Origin of the sequence: Anaerotruncus sp. 1XD42-93 (assembly GCF_009917605.1) — a bacterium.
Classification (GTDB): Bacteria; Bacillota; Clostridia; order Oscillospirales; family Ruminococcaceae; genus Anaerotruncus.
The window spans coordinates 1-17,625 of record NZ_QZEG01000035.1; the positions used below are offsets into that span (position 1 = coordinate 1).

19 protein-coding genes are annotated in these 17,625 nt (G+C 53.3%); 1 reads left to right on the forward strand and 18 read right to left on the reverse strand.

Annotation, left to right across the window (positions count from 1 at the left end; genetic code table 11):
* Nucleotides 1-247 precede the first annotated feature (247 nt).
* From D5269_RS12015 to D5269_RS12085, 15 genes are all read right to left on the reverse strand, one after another.
* Nucleotides 248-1,126: a Bro-N domain-containing protein gene (locus D5269_RS12015; RefSeq protein WP_120485646.1), complete on the reverse strand. Its 879-nt coding sequence runs from the start codon at nt 1,124-1,126 to the stop codon at nt 248-250.
* Nucleotides 1,113-1,430 carry a DUF6429 family protein gene (locus D5269_RS12020; RefSeq protein ID WP_016317149.1) on the reverse strand — a complete coding sequence of 106 codons (318 nt, stop codon included), beginning with the start codon at nt 1,428-1,430 and terminating at the stop codon, nt 1,113-1,115. Before D5269_RS12020 ends, D5269_RS12015 begins: the two co-directional genes overlap by 14 nt.
* Before the next feature lie 198 nt (nt 1,431-1,628).
* On the reverse strand, nt 1,629-2,654 hold the full coding sequence (locus D5269_RS12025; RefSeq protein WP_158604964.1) for a DUF1016 N-terminal domain-containing protein: 1,026 nt from the start codon (nt 2,652-2,654) through the stop codon (nt 1,629-1,631).
* A gap of 124 nt (nt 2,655-2,778) precedes the next feature.
* Entirely contained in the window at nt 2,779-3,528 is a 750-nt protein-coding gene (locus tag D5269_RS12030; RefSeq protein ID WP_120485648.1) for a metallophosphoesterase, read from the reverse strand.
* A 2-nt stretch (nt 3,529-3,530) separates the two neighbouring features.
* The gene (locus D5269_RS12035; protein ID WP_120485649.1) at nt 3,531-5,156 is read right to left on the reverse strand and encodes a recombinase family protein; all 1,626 of its coding nucleotides are present in this window, start codon (nt 5,154-5,156) and stop codon (nt 3,531-3,533) included.
* Between the two features lie 6 nt (nt 5,157-5,162).
* Complete coding sequence (locus D5269_RS12040; protein WP_120485650.1) at nt 5,163-5,783, reverse strand: recombinase family protein; 621 nt, start codon at nt 5,781-5,783, stop codon at nt 5,163-5,165.
* 77 nt (nt 5,784-5,860) lie between these two features.
* On the reverse strand, nt 5,861-6,007 hold the full coding sequence (locus tag D5269_RS12045; RefSeq protein WP_016317155.1) for a hypothetical protein: 147 nt from the start codon (nt 6,005-6,007) through the stop codon (nt 5,861-5,863).
* Nucleotides 6,008-6,022: 15 nt separating this feature from the next.
* Nucleotides 6,023-6,391 carry a type II toxin-antitoxin system PemK/MazF family toxin gene (locus D5269_RS12050; protein WP_016317156.1) on the reverse strand — a complete coding sequence of 123 codons (369 nt, stop codon included), beginning with the start codon at nt 6,389-6,391 and terminating at the stop codon, nt 6,023-6,025.
* Nucleotides 6,392-6,946: 555 nt separating this feature from the next.
* Nucleotides 6,947-7,501 (reverse strand): hypothetical protein, encoded by a 555-nt coding sequence (locus tag D5269_RS12055; RefSeq protein WP_120485651.1) that lies wholly within the window; start codon nt 7,499-7,501, stop codon nt 6,947-6,949.
* Between the two features lie 358 nt (nt 7,502-7,859).
* Nucleotides 7,860-8,078, reverse strand: coding sequence for a hypothetical protein (locus D5269_RS12060; RefSeq protein WP_016317159.1), 219 nt, complete (start codon nt 8,076-8,078; stop codon nt 7,860-7,862).
* Nucleotides 8,079-8,124: 46 nt separating this feature from the next.
* Entirely contained in the window at nt 8,125-8,727 is a 603-nt protein-coding gene (locus tag D5269_RS12065; protein ID WP_120485652.1) for an ImmA/IrrE family metallo-endopeptidase, read from the reverse strand.
* Entirely contained in the window at nt 8,724-9,113 is a 390-nt protein-coding gene (locus tag D5269_RS12070; protein ID WP_016317161.1) for a helix-turn-helix transcriptional regulator, read from the reverse strand. Before D5269_RS12070 ends, D5269_RS12065 begins: the two co-directional genes overlap by 4 nt.
* A 164-nt stretch (nt 9,114-9,277) precedes the next feature.
* Nucleotides 9,278-9,970 (reverse strand): hypothetical protein, encoded by a 693-nt coding sequence (locus D5269_RS12075; protein WP_120485653.1) that lies wholly within the window; start codon nt 9,968-9,970, stop codon nt 9,278-9,280.
* Nucleotides 9,971-10,064: 94 nt separating this feature from the next.
* On the reverse strand, nt 10,065-11,024 hold the full coding sequence (locus tag D5269_RS12080; protein ID WP_120485654.1) for a WYL domain-containing protein: 960 nt from the start codon (nt 11,022-11,024) through the stop codon (nt 10,065-10,067).
* A 107-nt stretch (nt 11,025-11,131) separates the two neighbouring features.
* Nucleotides 11,132-12,313 carry an SMI1/KNR4 family protein gene (locus D5269_RS12085; RefSeq protein WP_158604965.1) on the reverse strand — a complete coding sequence of 394 codons (1,182 nt, stop codon included), beginning with the start codon at nt 12,311-12,313 and terminating at the stop codon, nt 11,132-11,134.
* A 196-nt stretch (nt 12,314-12,509) separates the two neighbouring features.
* Here D5269_RS12085 and D5269_RS18595 point away from each other — a divergent pair, with 196 nt between their 5' ends.
* Entirely contained in the window at nt 12,510-13,772 is a 1,263-nt protein-coding gene (locus D5269_RS18595) for a transposase (RefSeq protein ID WP_243126813.1), read from the forward strand.
* 181 nt (nt 13,773-13,953) lie between these two features.
* On the opposite strand, the gene galE is transcribed toward D5269_RS18595, so the two are convergent.
* From galE to D5269_RS12110, 3 genes are read right to left on the reverse strand one after another with little or no spacing between them, the layout of a single operon-like run.
* Nucleotides 13,954-14,958, reverse strand: coding sequence for a UDP-glucose 4-epimerase GalE (gene galE / locus D5269_RS12100; RefSeq protein ID WP_120485656.1), 1,005 nt, complete (start codon nt 14,956-14,958; stop codon nt 13,954-13,956).
* A 3-nt stretch (nt 14,959-14,961) separates the two neighbouring features.
* On the reverse strand, nt 14,962-16,452 hold the full coding sequence (galT, locus tag D5269_RS12105) for a UDP-glucose--hexose-1-phosphate uridylyltransferase (RefSeq protein ID WP_016317167.1): 1,491 nt from the start codon (nt 16,450-16,452) through the stop codon (nt 14,962-14,964).
* 14 nt (nt 16,453-16,466) lie between these two features.
* Nucleotides 16,467-17,603 carry a galactokinase family protein gene (locus D5269_RS12110; RefSeq protein ID WP_016317168.1) on the reverse strand — a complete coding sequence of 379 codons (1,137 nt, stop codon included), beginning with the start codon at nt 17,601-17,603 and terminating at the stop codon, nt 16,467-16,469.
* Nucleotides 17,604-17,625: the final 22 nt, after the last annotated feature.

Genomic DNA, 17,625 nt, shown 5'->3' on the forward strand with positions numbered 1-17,625 from the left:
TCCAAGGGCCTCTGAGGTCTTGAAATCTCTCAGTTTTTTCACCAAAAATCTTTTTTGACCTCTTTTTCTGGAGCGCGTGCCCACTTTCGAACCCGCGTCTCCGGAAGCGGGAGGCCAGTGTCTCCAAAGCATTGATATGACAGGTTTTTCAAGATTTACTCTCGGCACACTGCAATGCTATTTCGCCGCTGGAGGCGATATTTTTTTGTGTTTTTGCAAATTTCAGTTTTCAGGTTTTGCACAAATACTATTTATCTGCATCAGGTTTATCGATTCCTTCGGAGGCTACTCCCTCGATCATATCGGTTACCACCTGATTGAGTTGGGCTGCATTCTGGGATGTAATGACAGGAACACCAGTCTGCGTTTCCACAGCCTTGCGTGCATCCCCAGCCACTTTGCCGCCCGCACGCGCTATCTCAACATTTTCTGCAAATGTTTCAGGCTCTTTTTGTTTCGAGATCTCTGTGGTGGTCGCTTCGGCCAGCATATTCAAAACCAACTCCAGCGTGGTCATATTATCACGAAGATTCTCTTTTTTCAAGCCTTTGAGACGCTTATACTGCCTGGTGGTCATACCAGACCATGCGCGGGAGATCTCATCGGTCAGGATGGCGTATTCGATACCCCGTTGAACACCACGAGCATCCCATTCATCGGTCAACTCTTTTCGCACCTGGATCGCCTGGAGCCGTTGGTTGACCCATTCACGGCTGTATCCTTTTCTCAGATAGGTTTCCAAGGCACGCTCAATGGTCAACTCAGGATCAATGGTTTCCTCAATACGCTCCCTGCCAACTTGGGCCAGCCACATTTTGAACGGTTCCGCTTTGGGAGAGGGGACGGACTGGATGATACGCAGAAGCTGCTCGGTATCCGCTACATCAGTCAAGCGTTTTTTGCCATCCGCAGCTGTCATCTTCAAACCGTGACAATTTGTCACGGTTTCACTGCCTTCCTCACGCATCCGTTGTTTTAGCTTGCGCCAATAGGCGGCAGGGTCTTTACTGTCTGTCAGAACCGCTATCACATCTACGATTGAGAAGAACCATTCTTCCTTCGCCTCGTCCCATGCGGTACGGATACGCTTATCCTCGAAAAGCTGGATCTTATCATTTTGTCCCATCGACCCCGGCCTCCTCTCCGCCTTGCTGCTCCAGAGTGATCCCATACTGCATCAGCAGTTCCAGTGCCTTGGCAGCACCCTCATCCGTGAACGAAGCGGACTTGCTGCGGTTTCTGGCATTGACCAGTCCCTCGTCTGTCAGCTCATTCAGAATGCCGAAATCGTACCCTTTCCAGGTGCGGCGGATTTGAGGACGAAAGCCAAGGCGGTCAGGCTTTTCGTGAAGCTCCGGGACAAGGTTTTCCTCCCAGGAGGTGAGATACATCAGCATCAGGGTCAGATCCTTGACCGTATCCTTGTCCATCCGTCTGTCCTCCAGTGGCAAGCCTTTGCTGTAATTATAGCATAGCGGAGGCGCTGTGTCTACTCAAAGAGTTCAGCAAGAGCAGATAAAAGTTCCAGAACAGGGTCAGGCACATCGTCCGCCGACTCCATATCCTGAATCTCTCCGTTGGAGTATTCCACACGGACGCTCCACAGTGGGGACTCCGCATCCTCCGAATCAACATCGGCAGGGCCGCAATAATCCTCTCTCCACCAGAAAATCTCCAGCGTGTGTACCGTCCACTTCAGGAGCTTTGCCAGGATTTTGGGCGGCGGTGACACTGTCTGAGATGTGCCATCCTGCTGGATGCGGACAACAGCCGACGATGTCCGGCTGACTTGGTAACTCTCTCTGATGTACACCGGGTCGCCATAGGGATCGCAGATATCGCCATTGATGTTCAGCTTCAGCGTTTGGATGGACAGCTCCTGCTTTTTCTGGTTTCGCACCTGGCGGGGAAATCGCTGCGCATAGACCATACAGGCCAGGGACTTCACGTCGGGCCTGTGGTCGTGGGTTCGATTTTTCAGCCACGTCATCTCGCTCTCGCTCAGGCGGCGCGGCGGTAGATTTTCTAAACGGCGGAGCGTCATCTCCTCCGCCTGCCGCGCTGGTGAGAGGCGGGAACAGGCTTTGCAGATATGCGCCGCATGACCTCTGCCGCTGAAGCTTTCGTTGGACTTCCGCATCCCGCAGACCTTGCAGAAATGCCCCGGAAGTTTTTTCTTTGCCATCCTCATCACCTCCGCTGCCGTTACTATAACATGGATCGGCTGTGTTGTCGAGGGCCATGCTTTCGTGGATACGCTCACGGATATTCCCGACCAGTTCCAACTTCGACCAGCCGAACTGCCCAGCCGCTTTGATGTACCATGCCTGTTCCTGGGGAGTCAGCTCCGCCTCCATAATGACCACGTTCTGTGTCCAGCCGATGGTCATGGCCTCAGCCAGCACCTCCGGTATGCTCTCATAGGTATGGTAGAACTCCCGCATCCGGCGCAGGTTCCGGGGGGAGAAGCCGGAGGCGTCAGGGTAAGCAGCGCACAGATACTCCGCAGCGGCGACAGCGGCGCCTTTCTCCGGCCTGCCATTGACCAGCCGGCCAATCCCGCAATACAGTTCCATCTGTGGCAGGTTTGCCGCCATCAGGGTGTCCAGCACCGCGAACATGGCGCTGTAGTCAACAGGTTTTCTGACGTTCATCCAGCTTCTCCTTTCCAGCGCGGGTGCGCCTGTTTTTATTCTCTGGGATTTGAAATCGCCAACGAGCAAGCCCTCGGTCATCCGAGGGCTTGCTCCTTAGCGGTATCGGGCGGTGATGCCGCTGTTATTCCCGTTGCAGATCCACCATCTGTTTCCATTGGATGATAAAGCGGTCATCCACCACGCAGTTCCGATGGTAGTGGCCCAGGAACCAGTAACTGAATTGACACCACCGCTTGACCATCTGGAGGAAGTCCGTCAGACGATCTGGGGTGTAGTTTCGATCCAGCTTCTGCTGGATACTGGTGGGAGCGCAGTGGGTCAGGACGCAGTCCACCCTCCAGTTGACCCTTTCCAGGTTCCTGACGGCCTCCTCATATTCCTCCACTGAGGGCAGCTCCTCGGGCCACCAGGAGACTCCCTTCACCCGGAACATCTGCCGTGTCCGGCGCTTGAACCAGTATTCCCGCTCAAAATCGGGGGACGCCGGATCAAGGATGCCGTCCTGGATGTCGTGGGAGGCAGCGCCGCCCATGGTGAAGAAGGATGTGCCATCAATCTCGAAGACCTGCCCACGCATCAGGTGAAGCACATGGGGCCGGACATAGTGGACTTTCCCACCCTGCCACTGGTGGACGGGAAGTTCACTGAGCCTGTCGAAGTTTTCATGGTTCCCGTCCACAAAGAGGGTGGTAAACGGCTTTTCCTCCAGCCAGTCGAGCCAGTATGTCTCTCTGGGCGAATCGTCCCACACACCCCCGAAATCGCCTGTGATGATCGCATAGTCATTGCGGCTCATCTGTCTTTGCTGGGGGAAGTTTTTGGTGGTGAACCGCTGGAAGCCGCCGTGAGTGTCGCCGGTAATATAGATCATGTTCACTGTTCCTCTCCGATGGTCTGCTCGTTCTCGATCCCACCGTGGAGATAGATCCTGATCCGGTTTGCGGACAACACCTTCACCGTATCCACCAGCTGGCGGATGGTACTCTCCTCCCATTGGATAGCGGCATCGCCAGTTTTCAGAATCTCCATCGCATTGGCGATCCGCTGGCTGGCGGCGGAGTCGCTGTTCTGCTGTTCCAGCAGTCTGGCTCTCTGTTCTTTCAGAGCAGTCATGTCAGCGGAGATACGCTTGAACTCCTCAGCGTGCTTCATGAAGCCTCCGTCTTTGGAGTCAGCGAACAACCCCTGAAATTCCTTGTCCAGCTCATCCAGTCTCTGGTCGATATCCGATATACTCATGGCGCCGGGGAAGGGGATCAGCTCCATCCGCATGGCATCCTCAATCTGCCCCATCAGTGCCTCCTGCTGGCTCATGGCAGTGTTGATGGCGGCGAGGATGGCGGCTTGCAGGGGACCCTCCCGGAGTGTGGGGGAGTCGTGGCAGTATTCCGAGCCGTAGTCCACCCGGCTGGCACAGCGCCACACGGCGAACTTCTGTCCTCGCTTGACCCACATGCACCTGCGGTAGAGAGTTCCACACTCACCGCACACCAGCCGCTCGGTAAGGGCGTATTTGGCGCTGTAGCAGGAGCGGCCTGTGGGGGCCAGCTTCTGGCTGGGAGCCCGGCCCGCATTCCTCCGGGCGAACTCCGCCTTTGCCTGGTTGAACCTGTCACGGGTGATGATGCCCTCATGGTTGTCCTGCACCAGGTACATAGGGAGCTGTCCTATATTGCGGAGCTGCTTCTTGCTGATGCAGTCCTGGGTGTAGGTCTTCTGCATCAGGACGTCACCGCAATATTTTTCATTTTTCAGGATATTGCGGATGGCAGCCTCCGACCAGACCGTCCCACCCTTGGCGGTGAGGACGCCCTGACTCTCCAGCTCCTTTTTGATCATGCGGATGCTGCGGCCGGCGAGGAAGCTGTCGTAGATATGCTTCACCACCGCCGCCTGTTCGGGGATGATGCGGGGTTTTCCATCCTCATCCAGCTCATAGCCGTACAGATGCTGGAATTGGACGTTTGTCTTGCCCTCCCGCATAGCCTGCCGTTTGCCCCAGACGATGTTGGCGGACATGGACTCGCTCTCCGCCTGGGCGAAGGCGCCCATCATGGTGATGAGCATCTCGCTGTCTGTTTCCAACGTGTTGATGTTTTCCTTCTCGAAAATCACGGCGATGCCGAGGGTACGCAGGGCCCGGATGTAGTTGAGGCAGTCCACTGTGTTGCGGGCGAAGCGGGAGATGGATTTGACCAGCACCAGATCGATTTTCTTCTGTCTGCACTTGCGGATCATCCGTTGGAACTCAGGCCGCTTCTGGGCCGAAGTGCCGGTGATGCCCTCGTCAGCGAAGATCCCGGCCATGGTCCACTGGGGGTTGGTCATGATCTTGTCGGTGTAGTAGGTCTGCTGGGCCTCGTAGCTGGTGAGCTGCTCCTCATCGTCTGTGGACACCCGGCAGTAGGCCGCGACACGCAGCTGGCGCTGGACAGCCTTGGAACGGGCCAGTTCCGGCTTGGGTGGGATAACGATGACTCTTGGGGTGGTTCCTGTCATATGTGATCACTCCATCCTGAATATGATTGTTTTCTCCGGACGCCCAGGCAGCCGGATCGTCTTCTTCCACGTCCTTTTCGTGGGGCGGCTGATCGTACCCATGTAGTGTGTATGGGCGGAATTTTTCGTGAGATGCTCACATTCCGATCTGGCGAACTCAGCCATCAAGGAGGTAAGTGCATCAAAGTTGGGGTCTTTCGTGCTGATATTTTCCTTTTCGAAGATCACTGTGACACCCAGTTCCCGCAGTTCCCTCACGATGCTCAGGCAGTCCGCCATGTTCCGAGCGAAGCGGGAGATGGACTTGACCAGGATCTTGTCCACCCGCCCCCTGCGGCAGTCTGAGAGGAGCCGCTGGAAGTCCGGGCGCTTCTGCGCCGAGGTACCGGAGATCCCCGCGTCGGCGTAGATATCGGTCATCGTCCAGTTGTCCTTGCCGCTGATGAGCGTGGTGTAGTAGTTCAGCTGGGCGGCGAAGGAGTTCATCTGGTCGCTGGAGTCGGAGCTTACCCGGCAGTAGGCGGCAACGCGGAGTTTTTGCGTCTCCGGCCTCTGTGCGGCCTCGATAACGATGACTTTCTTCTGTTCCAGCGCAAGGCTTCCTGTGGTCTGTTGTCTTCTGCTCATGGTCTGCACCTCCTCCTGTCAGCAACACACAATACCACACTACTCTTTCAAAAGCTATGGAAATAGAGTGGTGAAACTCAACAAAAAATGATGGTTGCGCCTGTCGCCTGAGCAATTCGGGCGGCAATTTTTTTCAGCTCGGCTTCCGTGAAGCCCTGCCCGGCCAGCAGGCAGAGCAGGTTTCGAATGCCGCAGTAATCAATGTTGGCGTTTTTCGCTGGCATGACTGTTTCCTCCCGCTATGTATTTTTCAGTCCCACGCTGATGTTCAGCGCGGCATCCACCTCACGCATCTTGTCCTCGCCCACGCTGCCCATATACTCGCCCAGGCGGGACTTGTCCAGAGTCCGGACCTGCTCCAGCAGGACAGTGGAGTCCCGAAACAGGCCGCAGGCCGCACCCTTGAGCCGCACATGAGTGGGCTGGCGCTTACCCTTGACATACCCTGTGATAGCGGCGGCGATAACGGTGGGGCTGTGGTGGTTGCCCACGTTGTTCTGGAGAATCAGGACGGGCCGGATGCCCCCCTGCTCTGAGCCGGTAACCGGCGAGAGGTCGGCGTAATAGATATCGCCCCGCTGAATAAGACGGGTTCTCTTGAAATCCATAGTTGTTTTCTCCTCTGTCTTGAAAGAACGGGGCCGCTCCTGCGCAGGTTGTGCAAAGATGCTGCTATCCTTTTGCGGAGAGCGGCCCCGCTTTCTGTTGTTGTTTGTTTGCCGGCTCTATTCGACACTACTTCCCGAGCCTTGGGCGGCAGTCTGGAACTGTGCTGGCGCACATCACGGGCATCTCACCCCTCCGAGGTTCTCTCCGAGCCGCCCCCATTGTTTGAGACTGTGGCTGGGCGGGAGTATCATTGTGTTCTGACGGGGTCTTTGCGAAACAGCTTGCCAGGGCTGTTTTGGGATGGATGGGGACCGCTGGGCACCTTATTTGGCCGTCTTTTATAGCAGAAAAGGAAATTCACTGCAATTCGCTTTCCGCTACAGGTGGTCTTGGCGCATCCTCCGTATCGCTTTCCCGTTTCTTAGGCGGGACCGTCAGGGAACGTATTCCAGTTGCCGGATATGACCGCAGGGCTGCGGTGTTTTTCAAAGAGCACGAGAGGCTGTTTTGCCCTCTCATCCCTTTACCACAACCTCAAAGGCCTGAAACCGACATCATTTTTTCAAAAAATCCAAAACAAATTTTTCAAAGGCTTCTTTTCGCCTCTGAACAGTTCGATCACTAAGTCGGTATTTCTGACACAAAACGCTTGTGCAGGAACGCTTTGCCCCGGCTATATAGAGGTCCAGCAGCTCCTCTGCCCAGGGGTTCCAAGCCCGCAGCGCACATTTCAGTTCTTCTATGAGAACCTGATCCGCTACAGCGCCCTCGAGATTGAATCCAGAGGGAACGCATTCGTGCAGCGTCTCTACATCAATATCCGGGACTCCGGCGTCCAGAGACTGATGTGTATAGCGCATACCAAGCTTACGATTCTTCTGTCTGATCGTATTTTTGCTGTTCCACTCCCGATGCTCCGAGGCGGGCACTTCGATATACATACAATCCACTTCATCCCCGTCCTCAATACAGTCCTTCATGAAGCGGCGGCGCTGCTCTAACGGCAGCCGCCTGTTTTTTTTCAGAATGGCGTCCCACTCCTCTTGTGTTGCGGCGGCAAGCTGCCGGGTACCGTTGACCTGCTTATAGACCAAATATGTAAATTTCATTTGGGTGATCTCCAATCTCAAAATTTGGGGGAAAGGTGCGGTTTTGAGATTGGAGGTCACGGGTATTTCGCTGTATATGGCTGCCAGTAGCGCAGAGACATAACGATCCTTTCCGCCTTTCAGCTGGCGAAAAGGACAACAAAAAAGGAGCCTTACACATAGCTAAAAAGCTACCTGTAAGGCTCCGAACGCGATGGCTCCCGTAGTTACATCCCTGATATCCCGGCCTGCCGCGGCCCGAGTATCGGGCGGGGCCGGTCAGGAGAGGCAGTGTAGTGCGATGTGATACGCTGCCTGCTCGGTGATGACGGGCGGTTGGTGCGCTTGACTAAGTATTGGGGTTGAGGGAGAGACGGGATCACGCTCCCGCCTGCTGCTGCTCAATATTTACTTCTCTCTGAAATATCATTCCGATCTGTGCCCCGCATTTTGGACATTTGGTGAACCACTCCGCCTTGGCGGACTGCCGTGGCCCGAAGAGCCGCAGGTGTGCGGGATCTGTCTGGCTTGCCGCGTCCAGAATACGGCCCCGGTGACAAACCGGGCAGTAGATCGTGCGGGATTCCTTCTCCTTCATTTCCACCTCCTGCTGTTCCCTTTTTAGTGAACATAACGATAAAACTTTACAGCAGTCGGTGGTTGGTGAGCCGGATGCGCATGGCCTGTCTGGACACCTGAAACACATCGGCCATATCGTCGATGAGCTGGCCGTCCTGACGGCCTCCCCGGAGCTGGTAGAAGCACCGCTTGATTTGGGCGATGGGCATAAGGATGGCGGAGCCAAGCATATTGGCCTGTACTTCCAGGGTAGTCTCGGACTGTTCTGTAATCATAGCCGCGCTCCGGCCTGTGCCGGTGTACAGCTTTTTGTGGAGTATCCAATGGGCCAGCTCGTGGGCGCAGGTAAAGCGCAGACGGCCTGTGCTGGCGTCCTCCTCACAGAGCGAGGCGTCAATGAGAATGGTGCCGGCCCGGACAGGGAAGAGGGTGTACTCCCGGTTTTCCATGTCATACACTGCCTCCAGACCTTCGTCAAAAATGGTCTTGCCCAGGATGCGGCCATTCTTCCGGAGATACTGGTACTCCAGGGATACGCCGTGGGCCTCGATCATCTCCTCAATGGGGACGGCGGCAGGGGAACCGTAGTACAGAGCGGAATCATAGCCGCACAGCACCTTTCGCGCGATATTTTCAAGCACCTGTTCCTGATAATAGATATTTGTCATGGTCCATCCCTCCTGTTCTTGGACGTCCGTTTGGTGATACGGTCAATAAACTCCTGCCACTCCTCGTCAGTGGCATCCACCTCCTTGGCGGTGCGCAGAGCGGCGCGGACGATGTCCCGCTCCATGATATACTCCGGCAGGTCTGCCGGGACCTTCATTTTTTGGGATGCGGCTGCCAGATCCAGAAACAGCTCCCGCTCCTCTTTGCTCAGATGCAGTTCCTCTGCCAGCCTGTCCAGATGTTCCTTGGCCGGCGCAGGTTTACGGTCTGTTTCGATGATGCTCATATATACGGGAGACAGGCCCAGCCGTGCGGCCAGCCCCCGGAGGGAAATTCCCAGCGCCATCCGCTTCTGGCGGACAAAGGCGCCGAATGTCTGATTCATTTTGCATACCCCCTTTATCGTTTACCCGGTAGTAAACGGCTTGACCATAGTATATCGTGTCTTTGTTCGATTGGCAAGAGGGCAAAAATGAGGTGTCCCCAGTTGGGAACACCTCACGAGGTTTCGACTTTTTTGATACTGTATTGGGCGATAGACTGAAAATATTAAGGGCGTTGAACAGATATATATATCCGTTCTGTTCCGTTACTTTGTACGCCCCAAAAATAAATGCGGTTTGATACAAAAAGGTCATACCACGGAAAAAGAGATAGGCCGCCAGGCGCAAAAGGATTTGCCTGCTTTGGTGCAGTGGGTAAAATAGGAAAGTGAAAATCTTCTTTTATTTGTAAAAGCAAAGCAGGTTTTTCAATTCCTGCTATTGTATTTGGCTTTTCTGATATTCCCATAATCCAGATGGGCCGTCCACCCATTACAAAATCCCACTCTTGCTTTGTTTGTTTTTCTGGGATAGTTTTTAATATCTGGAAAGCGATCTTCTCTTGGTAAGTATCGACCATTTTCCCAATCGGTGTATCGAATACGATGACATGAAAGTTTCGCTCATAATTTCTTAAAAATTCTTCAGAAATATCCGCATCTACTATACGTTGGGGAAGTTCTGGAATACAATACCTATCATGCCAGCTTTCAACACAATAAAACACAGCTAAAGATTTTCCCGCCCACACATGGCCTTGCGGAAAAGCTACTTGGAACATAAATGTTAATTCATTCCCACACAATTCACATTTTGGAATATCTATATCGGGTGGTAGTTTGGGTTTTCCTCCGATAAAGGAGTCATACTCTTCTGCCTGTACACAATTTCCGATTACTTCTAATCTCCACGATTTCATACTTGTTGTATCCTCCATCAATCATCAAGTCCTGTTTTACTTCATTGATTACATGTCATATACTGCTTCAAATTAACTTGCCTTGAAAGTAGCTTTATCGTAGCCAGTATGCCATCTCTCTCATTTTCGCCGCAATCTCCTCCGGCTCCATAATACGGATTTTCCCGCCAAAAGTAAAGACCCAGGCGAAAAAGGGCGGGCTGGGGGCAACATCCACAGTGGTCTGGAAGTGCGCCCCGTCTACGATCTCCGTCTGCACCTCCTCTCCAAAACGGTCAACAACGCTGCGCATGGTGCTGTTCTCGCACAGCAGTGTTATCCTCTGGATGTCGGCTCCGAACATCCCGAACACCTGGTGGACATACGCCGCGGGATCGAAGTCCTGCGCTGCTATGGCCTCCTGCACCAGCAGTTCCACAGCGGTCATGCGGTCTACACGGAACTGGGCCAGCTTGCCGTGTTTCTCCGACCAGCCCACGGCGTAGTAATAGTCCCGGCTCCAGATCAGGGCATAGGGGCTGAACTCGTACCGATAGCCGTCGTGCTTGAGGACTTTTTCTTTCTCTGCGGTGTACTCTATGTACTGGAAGGCGATCCGCCGCTTCTCCTGGATGGCGGTGTGGATCATGTCCACCGCATAGTAGATCGCCTCGTTGTCCTGCTTCGCTGTGCCCTCCATGTAGACAGGGCGGTTGAGCTGTCTGGCCTGCTCCTGGCTGGTGAGGGAGGCCCGCTTGCGGATCAGGCTGGCGCTTTTCTTCCTGGTGATGAAGTGCGAGGACTCCACCGCATCCACCAACAGCTTCAGCTCCGGCAGCTCGAACAGTCGGGAGCCGACGAAGTAGCGGTTCTGGGTGCTCTTGACACAGACAACGTCCACGCCTTGGTCAATCAGGATCTGGATGTCGCTGTACACACTCTTGCGGCCGGCCTGGATACCGTGGGATTCCCAGAATTGGAGGATGTCTGAAACGGAGGCGGCGTGTTCCTCATCTGTTAAGGTGCAGAGATACTGCTGGAGCAGTAATATTCGAATTTGCGCTTCGTTCTTCATGAGTCACCTCCGGCTGTTTGAGATAGCTTTACTCTTTTGGATTCCCGTTGTTTTCGCCCACTTAAAGGTTTTGCCGTTTTTCCTACCAATGAATGGCTTTTACACATTTAGCGAGCACCGCCCTCCAGCATTTGGAGGATCCACTGGTAAAAACTCATGCCGTCAGGCCGGAGTTGGGCTGAACAAGAGCGCCACACCTGTCCTTGGAGCGGCCCTGTTACAATCAGGATTGGCTGTGTGGCCCGCATGTTCCAGTTTGGCCGGTCATCGTTGTATGTTGCAAAGGGCAATGCGCCGCATAGTACGCTGTAATCCTCACAAATCCACACTGGGCTAATAGGGTCTTCCCTGGGAAAGTCTTTGAATAAAGAGTGCCAGACCGGATTTTTCCCCGTATAGGCGTTAGGGCCAAAGCAATTCGTTAAGCTACGGCGAGTTTCGTCGGTGTTCTCTGCAAAATAGAACGGCTTTCCCAGGTTAGGCAGACAGTCCAACTGCTCCAAGGAGAAAAATACACCGCCTTTTCCACAGCTGTTTGCAGCCGGGAAATTCTCACAGCCATTGGCGATTTCCGTAATGAATGTAACATATTCCTCTGGCAGAGCGATCCCGTGTCTTCTCTCAAAGTCCCGCACAGCCTCCAGTGAGATAGGAGGATTCCAACTAATGTCCCTCCGCCGTTTGCCAGCCATCAGCCCTCGAATCCTGGCAAGAGGATCGCCAGCTTTTTGTCGTTCCTTTTCCTCCCGGAATAGCTGATCGGTGTAGGACGTCAGCTTTTTAGACAGGTACAGCTCTACCCAGTCCAGGAAGGTACAGCCCGGCAGACGAAGCACGCCACTCTCGTCCCGCTCCCAGACTTCGCCCCGGCGGGGGCCGGAGACAATCAGGAACCAGGTTTGACCACCCTCGACATTCTCCTCCACCAAAACAAGGACGCCATTCTCCTGCACTCGCTTCCACTTTTCACTATCCTCTGGATCATCCATGCAGAACTCTGGATCTGTGTCCCACTCCCAGTTCTCTATAAGCGGAAAATCCTCATGGAGCCGGTTTAGCTGGTGGCCGTCTTTGAATGGATACAGTTGGCAAGATTCCTCTCGAAATGGGGGTAGACTGCTGCCGTTTCCGATTTTGGTGATGAAAGACTTATATTCCTCTGGCAACTGGAAACCGTATTTTGACTCTATGGCCTCCACCTCTGCCAAGGGAATGGGCTGATTCAGCTTCCAGGAGCGTTTCAATTTAATCTGCGCCCCAATTTTCAACAAGCGAGTATCTATGCTCATAGGTGATTCACCTCTACGCATTTCTTTTTTATCATTGTATTTGAGTTTTCGTATTTTTTCAATTTGGCATAATGACGATTAAAAAAGCAGACGGATTCAGTGAAAAAATGAAAATAAAAGAAGAATTCCATCCTGAAATGTGGTATAATTTAATCACCACAAAAAACCACGCCAAACAAATCAGGAGGAATTCCTCATGGCTGATTATACAACAAATACAGGCGTTATGGAAAGAGAAATTTTCAAGTTCACACAGAAAATTTCGGAGGGTATGGCACGGCCATTCCAGAAATTTGCTGCCGATGTGTGCTACGGTGCCATGGCCTCAAAGAGCTGCTTGATTTCTGAGATGGCTCAGGCATTGCAGGAAGATACACAGAAAATTAACACGATTGAACGGCTGACCCGGCATCTTGGCAACGAGGTTCCTGAAGCGGTTCGGGGTAATTACCTGAACGTGGCAACAAAATATTTGCCGGAAAGCGTGGTGGTCCATATCGATGACAGCGATGTCGTAAAACCCTGCGGAAAGGCATTTGAGGGGATTGACCGTGTGCGAGATGGTTCCAAAAGCACACAGACCAAGTCTGTCATGGGGAACGGATACTATGTGACCGAAGCTACCGCCCTCACATACTCAAACCATCCGGTGAGTGTTTTTTCAGAGGTTTGGTCTACTCAGTCCCCTGAATACACTTCCGGAGGACAATTTGAATATACAAAAAAGGCTGTCCGTGCCTGCGTGGACAAGTTGGGGCATGTGATTTTCGTCATGGACAGAGGCTATGATGACAATGACGTTTTTCGCCTGTTGGACAAGTATGAGCAGGAATATGTGATTCGACTTAAGCTGAACCGAAAGGTGCGAATTCAAGGTGAAAAGCATTCGATAGGAGAACTCTGCTCGAAATATAAGGGAAAATACAAAGCAAAAGTGATCTATCACGGACGGAAGCGAAAGGCCAGGCTGTCCGTTGTGAAGGGCTGTCTCAGTGGCTCTGACCGTCTGCTGTCCATTATCCTGGTTTACGGCCTTTCTGGCCACCCCATGGTGCTGGCCACAAATCTCAACACCGATACCAAAGCGCAGCTGATCGCGGCAATGAGGCACTACTTCTCCCGCTGGAGGATCGAGGAATACTTCCGTTGCAAAAAGCAGATGTTCAGCTTTGAAAACTTCAGGGTGCGCTCACTGACAGCAATCAACTCCCTGAACTTCTTTCTCTCCGCCTGTATGCTCTTCCTTGCCACGCTCAGAGAAACCAGAGAAAAGAACTGCCATTTTAAAATTTGCATTGACGCCGCCGCTCTGCTCAAGCCAAAAGTCTTCTTTTTCTATTACCGGCTGGCGGAAGGCTTGTACACCCTTTTGTCCAAGGCACACTCTGGCATCCGAGGATACTTCAAACCTTTGAAGCCTAACCAGCGGCAGCTGAAGATCCGCGGCTTTGCCGCATAAAATCGTAGCTGCACTTTTGATGCAGTTCCCATTTTTGCCCTTTTTGATTTTTACGAAAACTCAAATAATATTTTGGCCTGAAAAATGGACAAACTGGGTCAATTCATACACAAAGTTTCACAACTCTGTGCCACAAAAAAACGCTTGATACCTGAGTCTTTCGGTATCAAGCGTTTATTCGTTATTTCGTATTCTTCTTCACAAAATCCCAAGCACTGCGGCACATATCTTCTACGGTGTGGGTTGCTTCCCATCCCAGCAGTTCTTTAGCCTTGGTGGCATCTGCCCAGAAAGCGGGAAGATCTCCTTCACGCCGAGGCCCAACTACATAAGGCAATTTAATGTCATTTGCAGTTTCAAAGGCACGGACAAGCTCACGAACAGAGATACCGTTGCCGGTGCCCAGGTTGATGGCCTCAACACCAGTATGGTTCTCCGCATACTCCAGCGCCTTCAGGTGACCCACAGCCAGATCAACCACGTGGAGGTAGTCACGCTGGCAGGTACCGTCGGGAGTGGGATAATCACCGCCGAAGATGGTTAGTTCGGGAAGAACACCGGCTGCCACACGGGCAATGTAGGGCATCAGATTGTTGGGGATGCCGTTGGGGTCGTCGCCCAGCAGGCCGGAGTCGTGGGAGCCAATGGGATTGAAGTAGCGCAGCAGCACCACAGAGAAATCAGGGTGGGCCGTCACATAGTCGGTCAGGATACGCTCGTTCATTACCTTGCTCCAGCCATAAGGACTGCTGGACTGGATGGCAGGCATCTCCTCTTTATAGGGATAGGGATTTTCGGGGCCATAGACCGTGGCAGAAGAGGAGAATACAAACTTTTTACAACCATACTCCTCCATCAACTCCAGCAGAGTCATGGTGCTGTCCAGATTGGTACGGTAGTACTCCAGAGGCTTTTTGACGCTCTCGCCAACAGCCTTGCGGCCTGCGAAGTGAATCACGGCATCAAACTCGTTCTCCTGGAATATGGTACGCATCTGTTCCTTGTCGGCGCAATCCATCACACGGAATTTGATCTTTTCCCCCACGATGCTCTCTACACGGCATACGACATCCGTTCTGGCATTGGACAGATCATCTACGATCACAACGCTGTGGCCAGCCTGTATCAGTTCGACTACGGTATGACTGCCGATATATCCGGCACCGCCGGTTACAAGTACCTTCATGACTTAGCCCTCCTCATTCACATAGTTCACGAATTTATCAAAGGCCCTCGCGCCCTTCTCATTGCGCTGATAGACACCCGCGTGCTCCAGCACCTTTGCAAAGACCTTGCCGGTCTCCACTTTCAGAATGGCGGCGGTATTCTCCTTAGTAAAGGTGTGCTGCTTTTTCAACTCTTCCACCCAGTCGGCGTGCTTGGCCAGTTCACCAGTCAGCTCTTCTCCGGCAAGGATAGCCTTCTCCACACCGGCCAGTTCCTGCTTCAGGCGGGCAGGCAGCACAGCCAGGCCCATAACCTCAATGAGACCGATGTTTTCCTTCTTGATATGGTGAAGTTCAGCGTGGGGGTGGTACACGCCCAGAGGATGCTCTTCGGTGGTGATGTTGTTGCGCAGAACCAGATCCAGTTCGTAGTCCGTTCCCCGGCGGCGGGCGATGGGGGTAATGGTGTTGTGGGGCACGCCTTCGGTCTCTGCAAAGATGAAAGCATCCTCGTCGGTATAACCACGCCAGCTCAGCAGAATCTTATCAGCCAGCTCTACCAGACGCGCCTTTTTGCCGCAGCGCAGACGGATGACACTCATGGGCCACTTAACGATGCCGGCCTTCACATCCTCGAAACCAGCAAAGACAATCTCACGCTCGACCGCCGCGCGCTCCATGGGGAAGCAGTAGTGGCCACCTTGGAAGTGCTCGTGGCTGAGGATACTGCCGCCTACGATGGGGAGATCTGCGTTGCTGCCCACAAAGTAGTGGGGGAACAGAGAAACAAAGTCCAACAGTTTGGAGAAAGCGGCCTTGTTGATGACCATGGGAACATGCTCATGATTGAACACAATGCAGTGCTCGTTGTAGTAGACATAGGGGCTGTACTGCAGATGCCAGCCCTCACCGGCGATGGTAACTGGAATAGTGCGCAGGTTTTGGCGGGCGGGGTGGTTCATACGTCCCGCATAGCCCTCGTTCTCCGCGCAGAGCATACACTTGGGATAGCCGGACTGGGGAGCGAGCTTTGCGGCTGCAATAGCCTTAGGGTCTTTTTCCGGCTTGCTGAGGTTGATGGTCACATCCAGATTGCCGTATTCGGTGGCCGTCTTCCAACGCACATCCTTCTGGATGCGGTAGCGGCGGATGTAATCGGTATCCTGTGAGAAGTTATAGTACCAGTCGGTGGCAGTCTCAGGGCTGGTGGCGTACATCTCGGAAAAGGTCTGATGCACCTCACGGGGCATGGGAGTCAGAATCCCCATTAGTTTGGTGTCAAAGAGGTCACGGCTGGTGATGTCATCATCGCAGACACCCCGTTCCACCGCATCCTCCAACAGCCCCTGAAGAATATCCTCCAGGCTCATGGCTTCCGGTTTGGCAGGGTCGTAGCTGTCCAGTTTCATAGCCTCCAGTAGCCCGTTGGTTACATAGATCGTGTCACAAGGCTGAACCAGCTTCTTGTTCAGGCCATATTGGACCAAAGAAGCGATATACACATTCACATCCATTTTCCGTTCCTCCTTCAGGACAATCTCACGCCACCCTCATTACGAATGTGCAACACGTGGCAGCTGCCTTCACCCAGTACCCGCTCAATTCCACTTTTAAACTCTTCCAGCATATCAACAGGAACAAATGCCTGCACCGTTCCGGCGAAGCCGCCTCCGTGGACACGGTAAGCCCCACGCCCATTCAGCAGGGTATCACACATGGCCAGAGCAACCGCCACCTCCTGATGCTGCGTGGCACCGGCAGGACTGATATTCTGCAAATACATCCAGGAACTGTACCCGGATTTAGTAACCAGACCAAGGAAACCATCGAAGTCGTTTTCAAGCAGCGCTTTTTTCTGCTCCATGACACGCTTGTTTTCCTGGTAGAAATGGATGGCCCGCAGGATGGCACGGTCAGAAACCTTCCCTCGCAGATTTGGCAGAGCCTCCATAAATTCTTTTTCGCGGACTTCTCGCAGAACATCCTTTCCAAAGAAATTGCAAATCTCTTTCAGCTCACGGGGAATGGCCGCGTACTCATCAGTGAGATCGGCGTGGTCAGCACCGCTGTCAATGATGCACAGGGCATGGCCAGCCTTTTCAAAATCAAACTCGATGCGCTCAACCTGGGGATGATCCGGATCAGCGAAGTCGATATAGACCATGCCGCCCACGGAGGAAGCCGCTTGATCCATCAGGCCGCTTGGCTTGCCGAAGTACACATTTTCGGCATACTGGCCGATCTGAGCGATTTCCACCGGGCTGAGCTTCCGATCAAAGAACAACTCGTTGCAGATGGTGCCCATCAGCACCTCAAAAGCGGCAGAAGAGCTCAGTCCGCTGCCCGGAAGAACGGTTGAGTGGGTCTCGGCATCGAATCCCTTGATCCGGGCTCCCAGCTGCTCAAAGGCAGCTGCGACGCCACGAACCAGGGCCGCGGAGGTGTTTTTTTCCTCTTCGCGGATATTCAAATCATCCAGTTCGACCACAACCTCAGGAAATCCCTCAGAGCGAACGCGGATGTTGTTGCTGCCATTCAGCATTACATCTGCCACCGTTTCCAGATTTACTGCGGCGGCCAGCACACAGCCACGCTGGTGATCGGTATGATTACCGCTAATCTCTGTACGGCCGGGAGCGGAGATCAGAAAATGTTTTTTTGTCATATGAGGTCCCTCATTTTTTGGA

What these genes read in the sequence shown, in the direction of transcription:
- D5269_RS12085 (WP_158604965.1), bottom strand. Translation starts at nt 12,313, where the DNA reads ATGAGCATAGATACTCGCTTGTTGAAAATTGGGGCGCAGATTAAATTG.
- D5269_RS12080 (WP_120485654.1), bottom strand. Translation starts at nt 11,024, where the DNA reads ATGAAGAACGAAGCGCAAATTCGAATATTACTGCTCCAGCAGTATCTC.
- D5269_RS12020 (WP_016317149.1), bottom strand. Translation starts at nt 1,430, where the DNA reads ATGGACAAGGATACGGTCAAGGATCTGACCCTGATGCTGATGTATCTC.
- D5269_RS12110 (WP_016317168.1), bottom strand. Translation starts at nt 17,603, where the DNA reads ATGACAAAAAAACATTTTCTGATCTCCGCTCCCGGCCGTACAGAGATT.
- D5269_RS12030 (WP_120485648.1), bottom strand. Translation starts at nt 3,528, where the DNA reads ATGATCTATATTACCGGCGACACTCACGGCGGCTTCCAGCGGTTCACC.
- D5269_RS12015 (WP_120485646.1), bottom strand. Translation starts at nt 1,126, where the DNA reads ATGGGACAAAATGATAAGATCCAGCTTTTCGAGGATAAGCGTATCCGT.
- D5269_RS12050 (WP_016317156.1), bottom strand. Translation starts at nt 6,391, where the DNA reads ATGGATTTCAAGAGAACCCGTCTTATTCAGCGGGGCGATATCTATTAC.
- galT (WP_016317167.1), bottom strand. Translation starts at nt 16,452, where the DNA reads ATGGATGTGAATGTGTATATCGCTTCTTTGGTCCAATATGGCCTGAAC.
- galE (WP_120485656.1), bottom strand. Translation starts at nt 14,958, where the DNA reads ATGAAGGTACTTGTAACCGGCGGTGCCGGATATATCGGCAGTCATACC.
- D5269_RS12025 (WP_158604964.1), bottom strand. Translation starts at nt 2,654, where the DNA reads ATGAACGTCAGAAAACCTGTTGACTACAGCGCCATGTTCGCGGTGCTG.
- D5269_RS12040 (WP_120485650.1), bottom strand. Translation starts at nt 5,783, where the DNA reads ATGAGCAGAAGACAACAGACCACAGGAAGCCTTGCGCTGGAACAGAAG.
- D5269_RS12070 (WP_016317161.1), bottom strand. Translation starts at nt 9,113, where the DNA reads ATGAATCAGACATTCGGCGCCTTTGTCCGCCAGAAGCGGATGGCGCTG.
- D5269_RS18595 (WP_243126813.1), top strand. Translation starts at nt 12,510, where the DNA reads ATGGCTGATTATACAACAAATACAGGCGTTATGGAAAGAGAAATTTTC.
- D5269_RS12065 (WP_120485652.1), bottom strand. Translation starts at nt 8,727, where the DNA reads ATGACAAATATCTATTATCAGGAACAGGTGCTTGAAAATATCGCGCGA.
- D5269_RS12075 (WP_120485653.1), bottom strand. Translation starts at nt 9,970, where the DNA reads ATGAAATCGTGGAGATTAGAAGTAATCGGAAATTGTGTACAGGCAGAA.
- D5269_RS12060 (WP_016317159.1), bottom strand. Translation starts at nt 8,078, where the DNA reads ATGAAGGAGAAGGAATCCCGCACGATCTACTGCCCGGTTTGTCACCGG.
- D5269_RS12035 (WP_120485649.1), bottom strand. Translation starts at nt 5,156, where the DNA reads ATGACAGGAACCACCCCAAGAGTCATCGTTATCCCACCCAAGCCGGAA.
- D5269_RS12055 (WP_120485651.1), bottom strand. Translation starts at nt 7,501, where the DNA reads ATGAAATTTACATATTTGGTCTATAAGCAGGTCAACGGTACCCGGCAG.
- D5269_RS12045 (WP_016317155.1), bottom strand. Translation starts at nt 6,007, where the DNA reads ATGCCAGCGAAAAACGCCAACATTGATTACTGCGGCATTCGAAACCTG.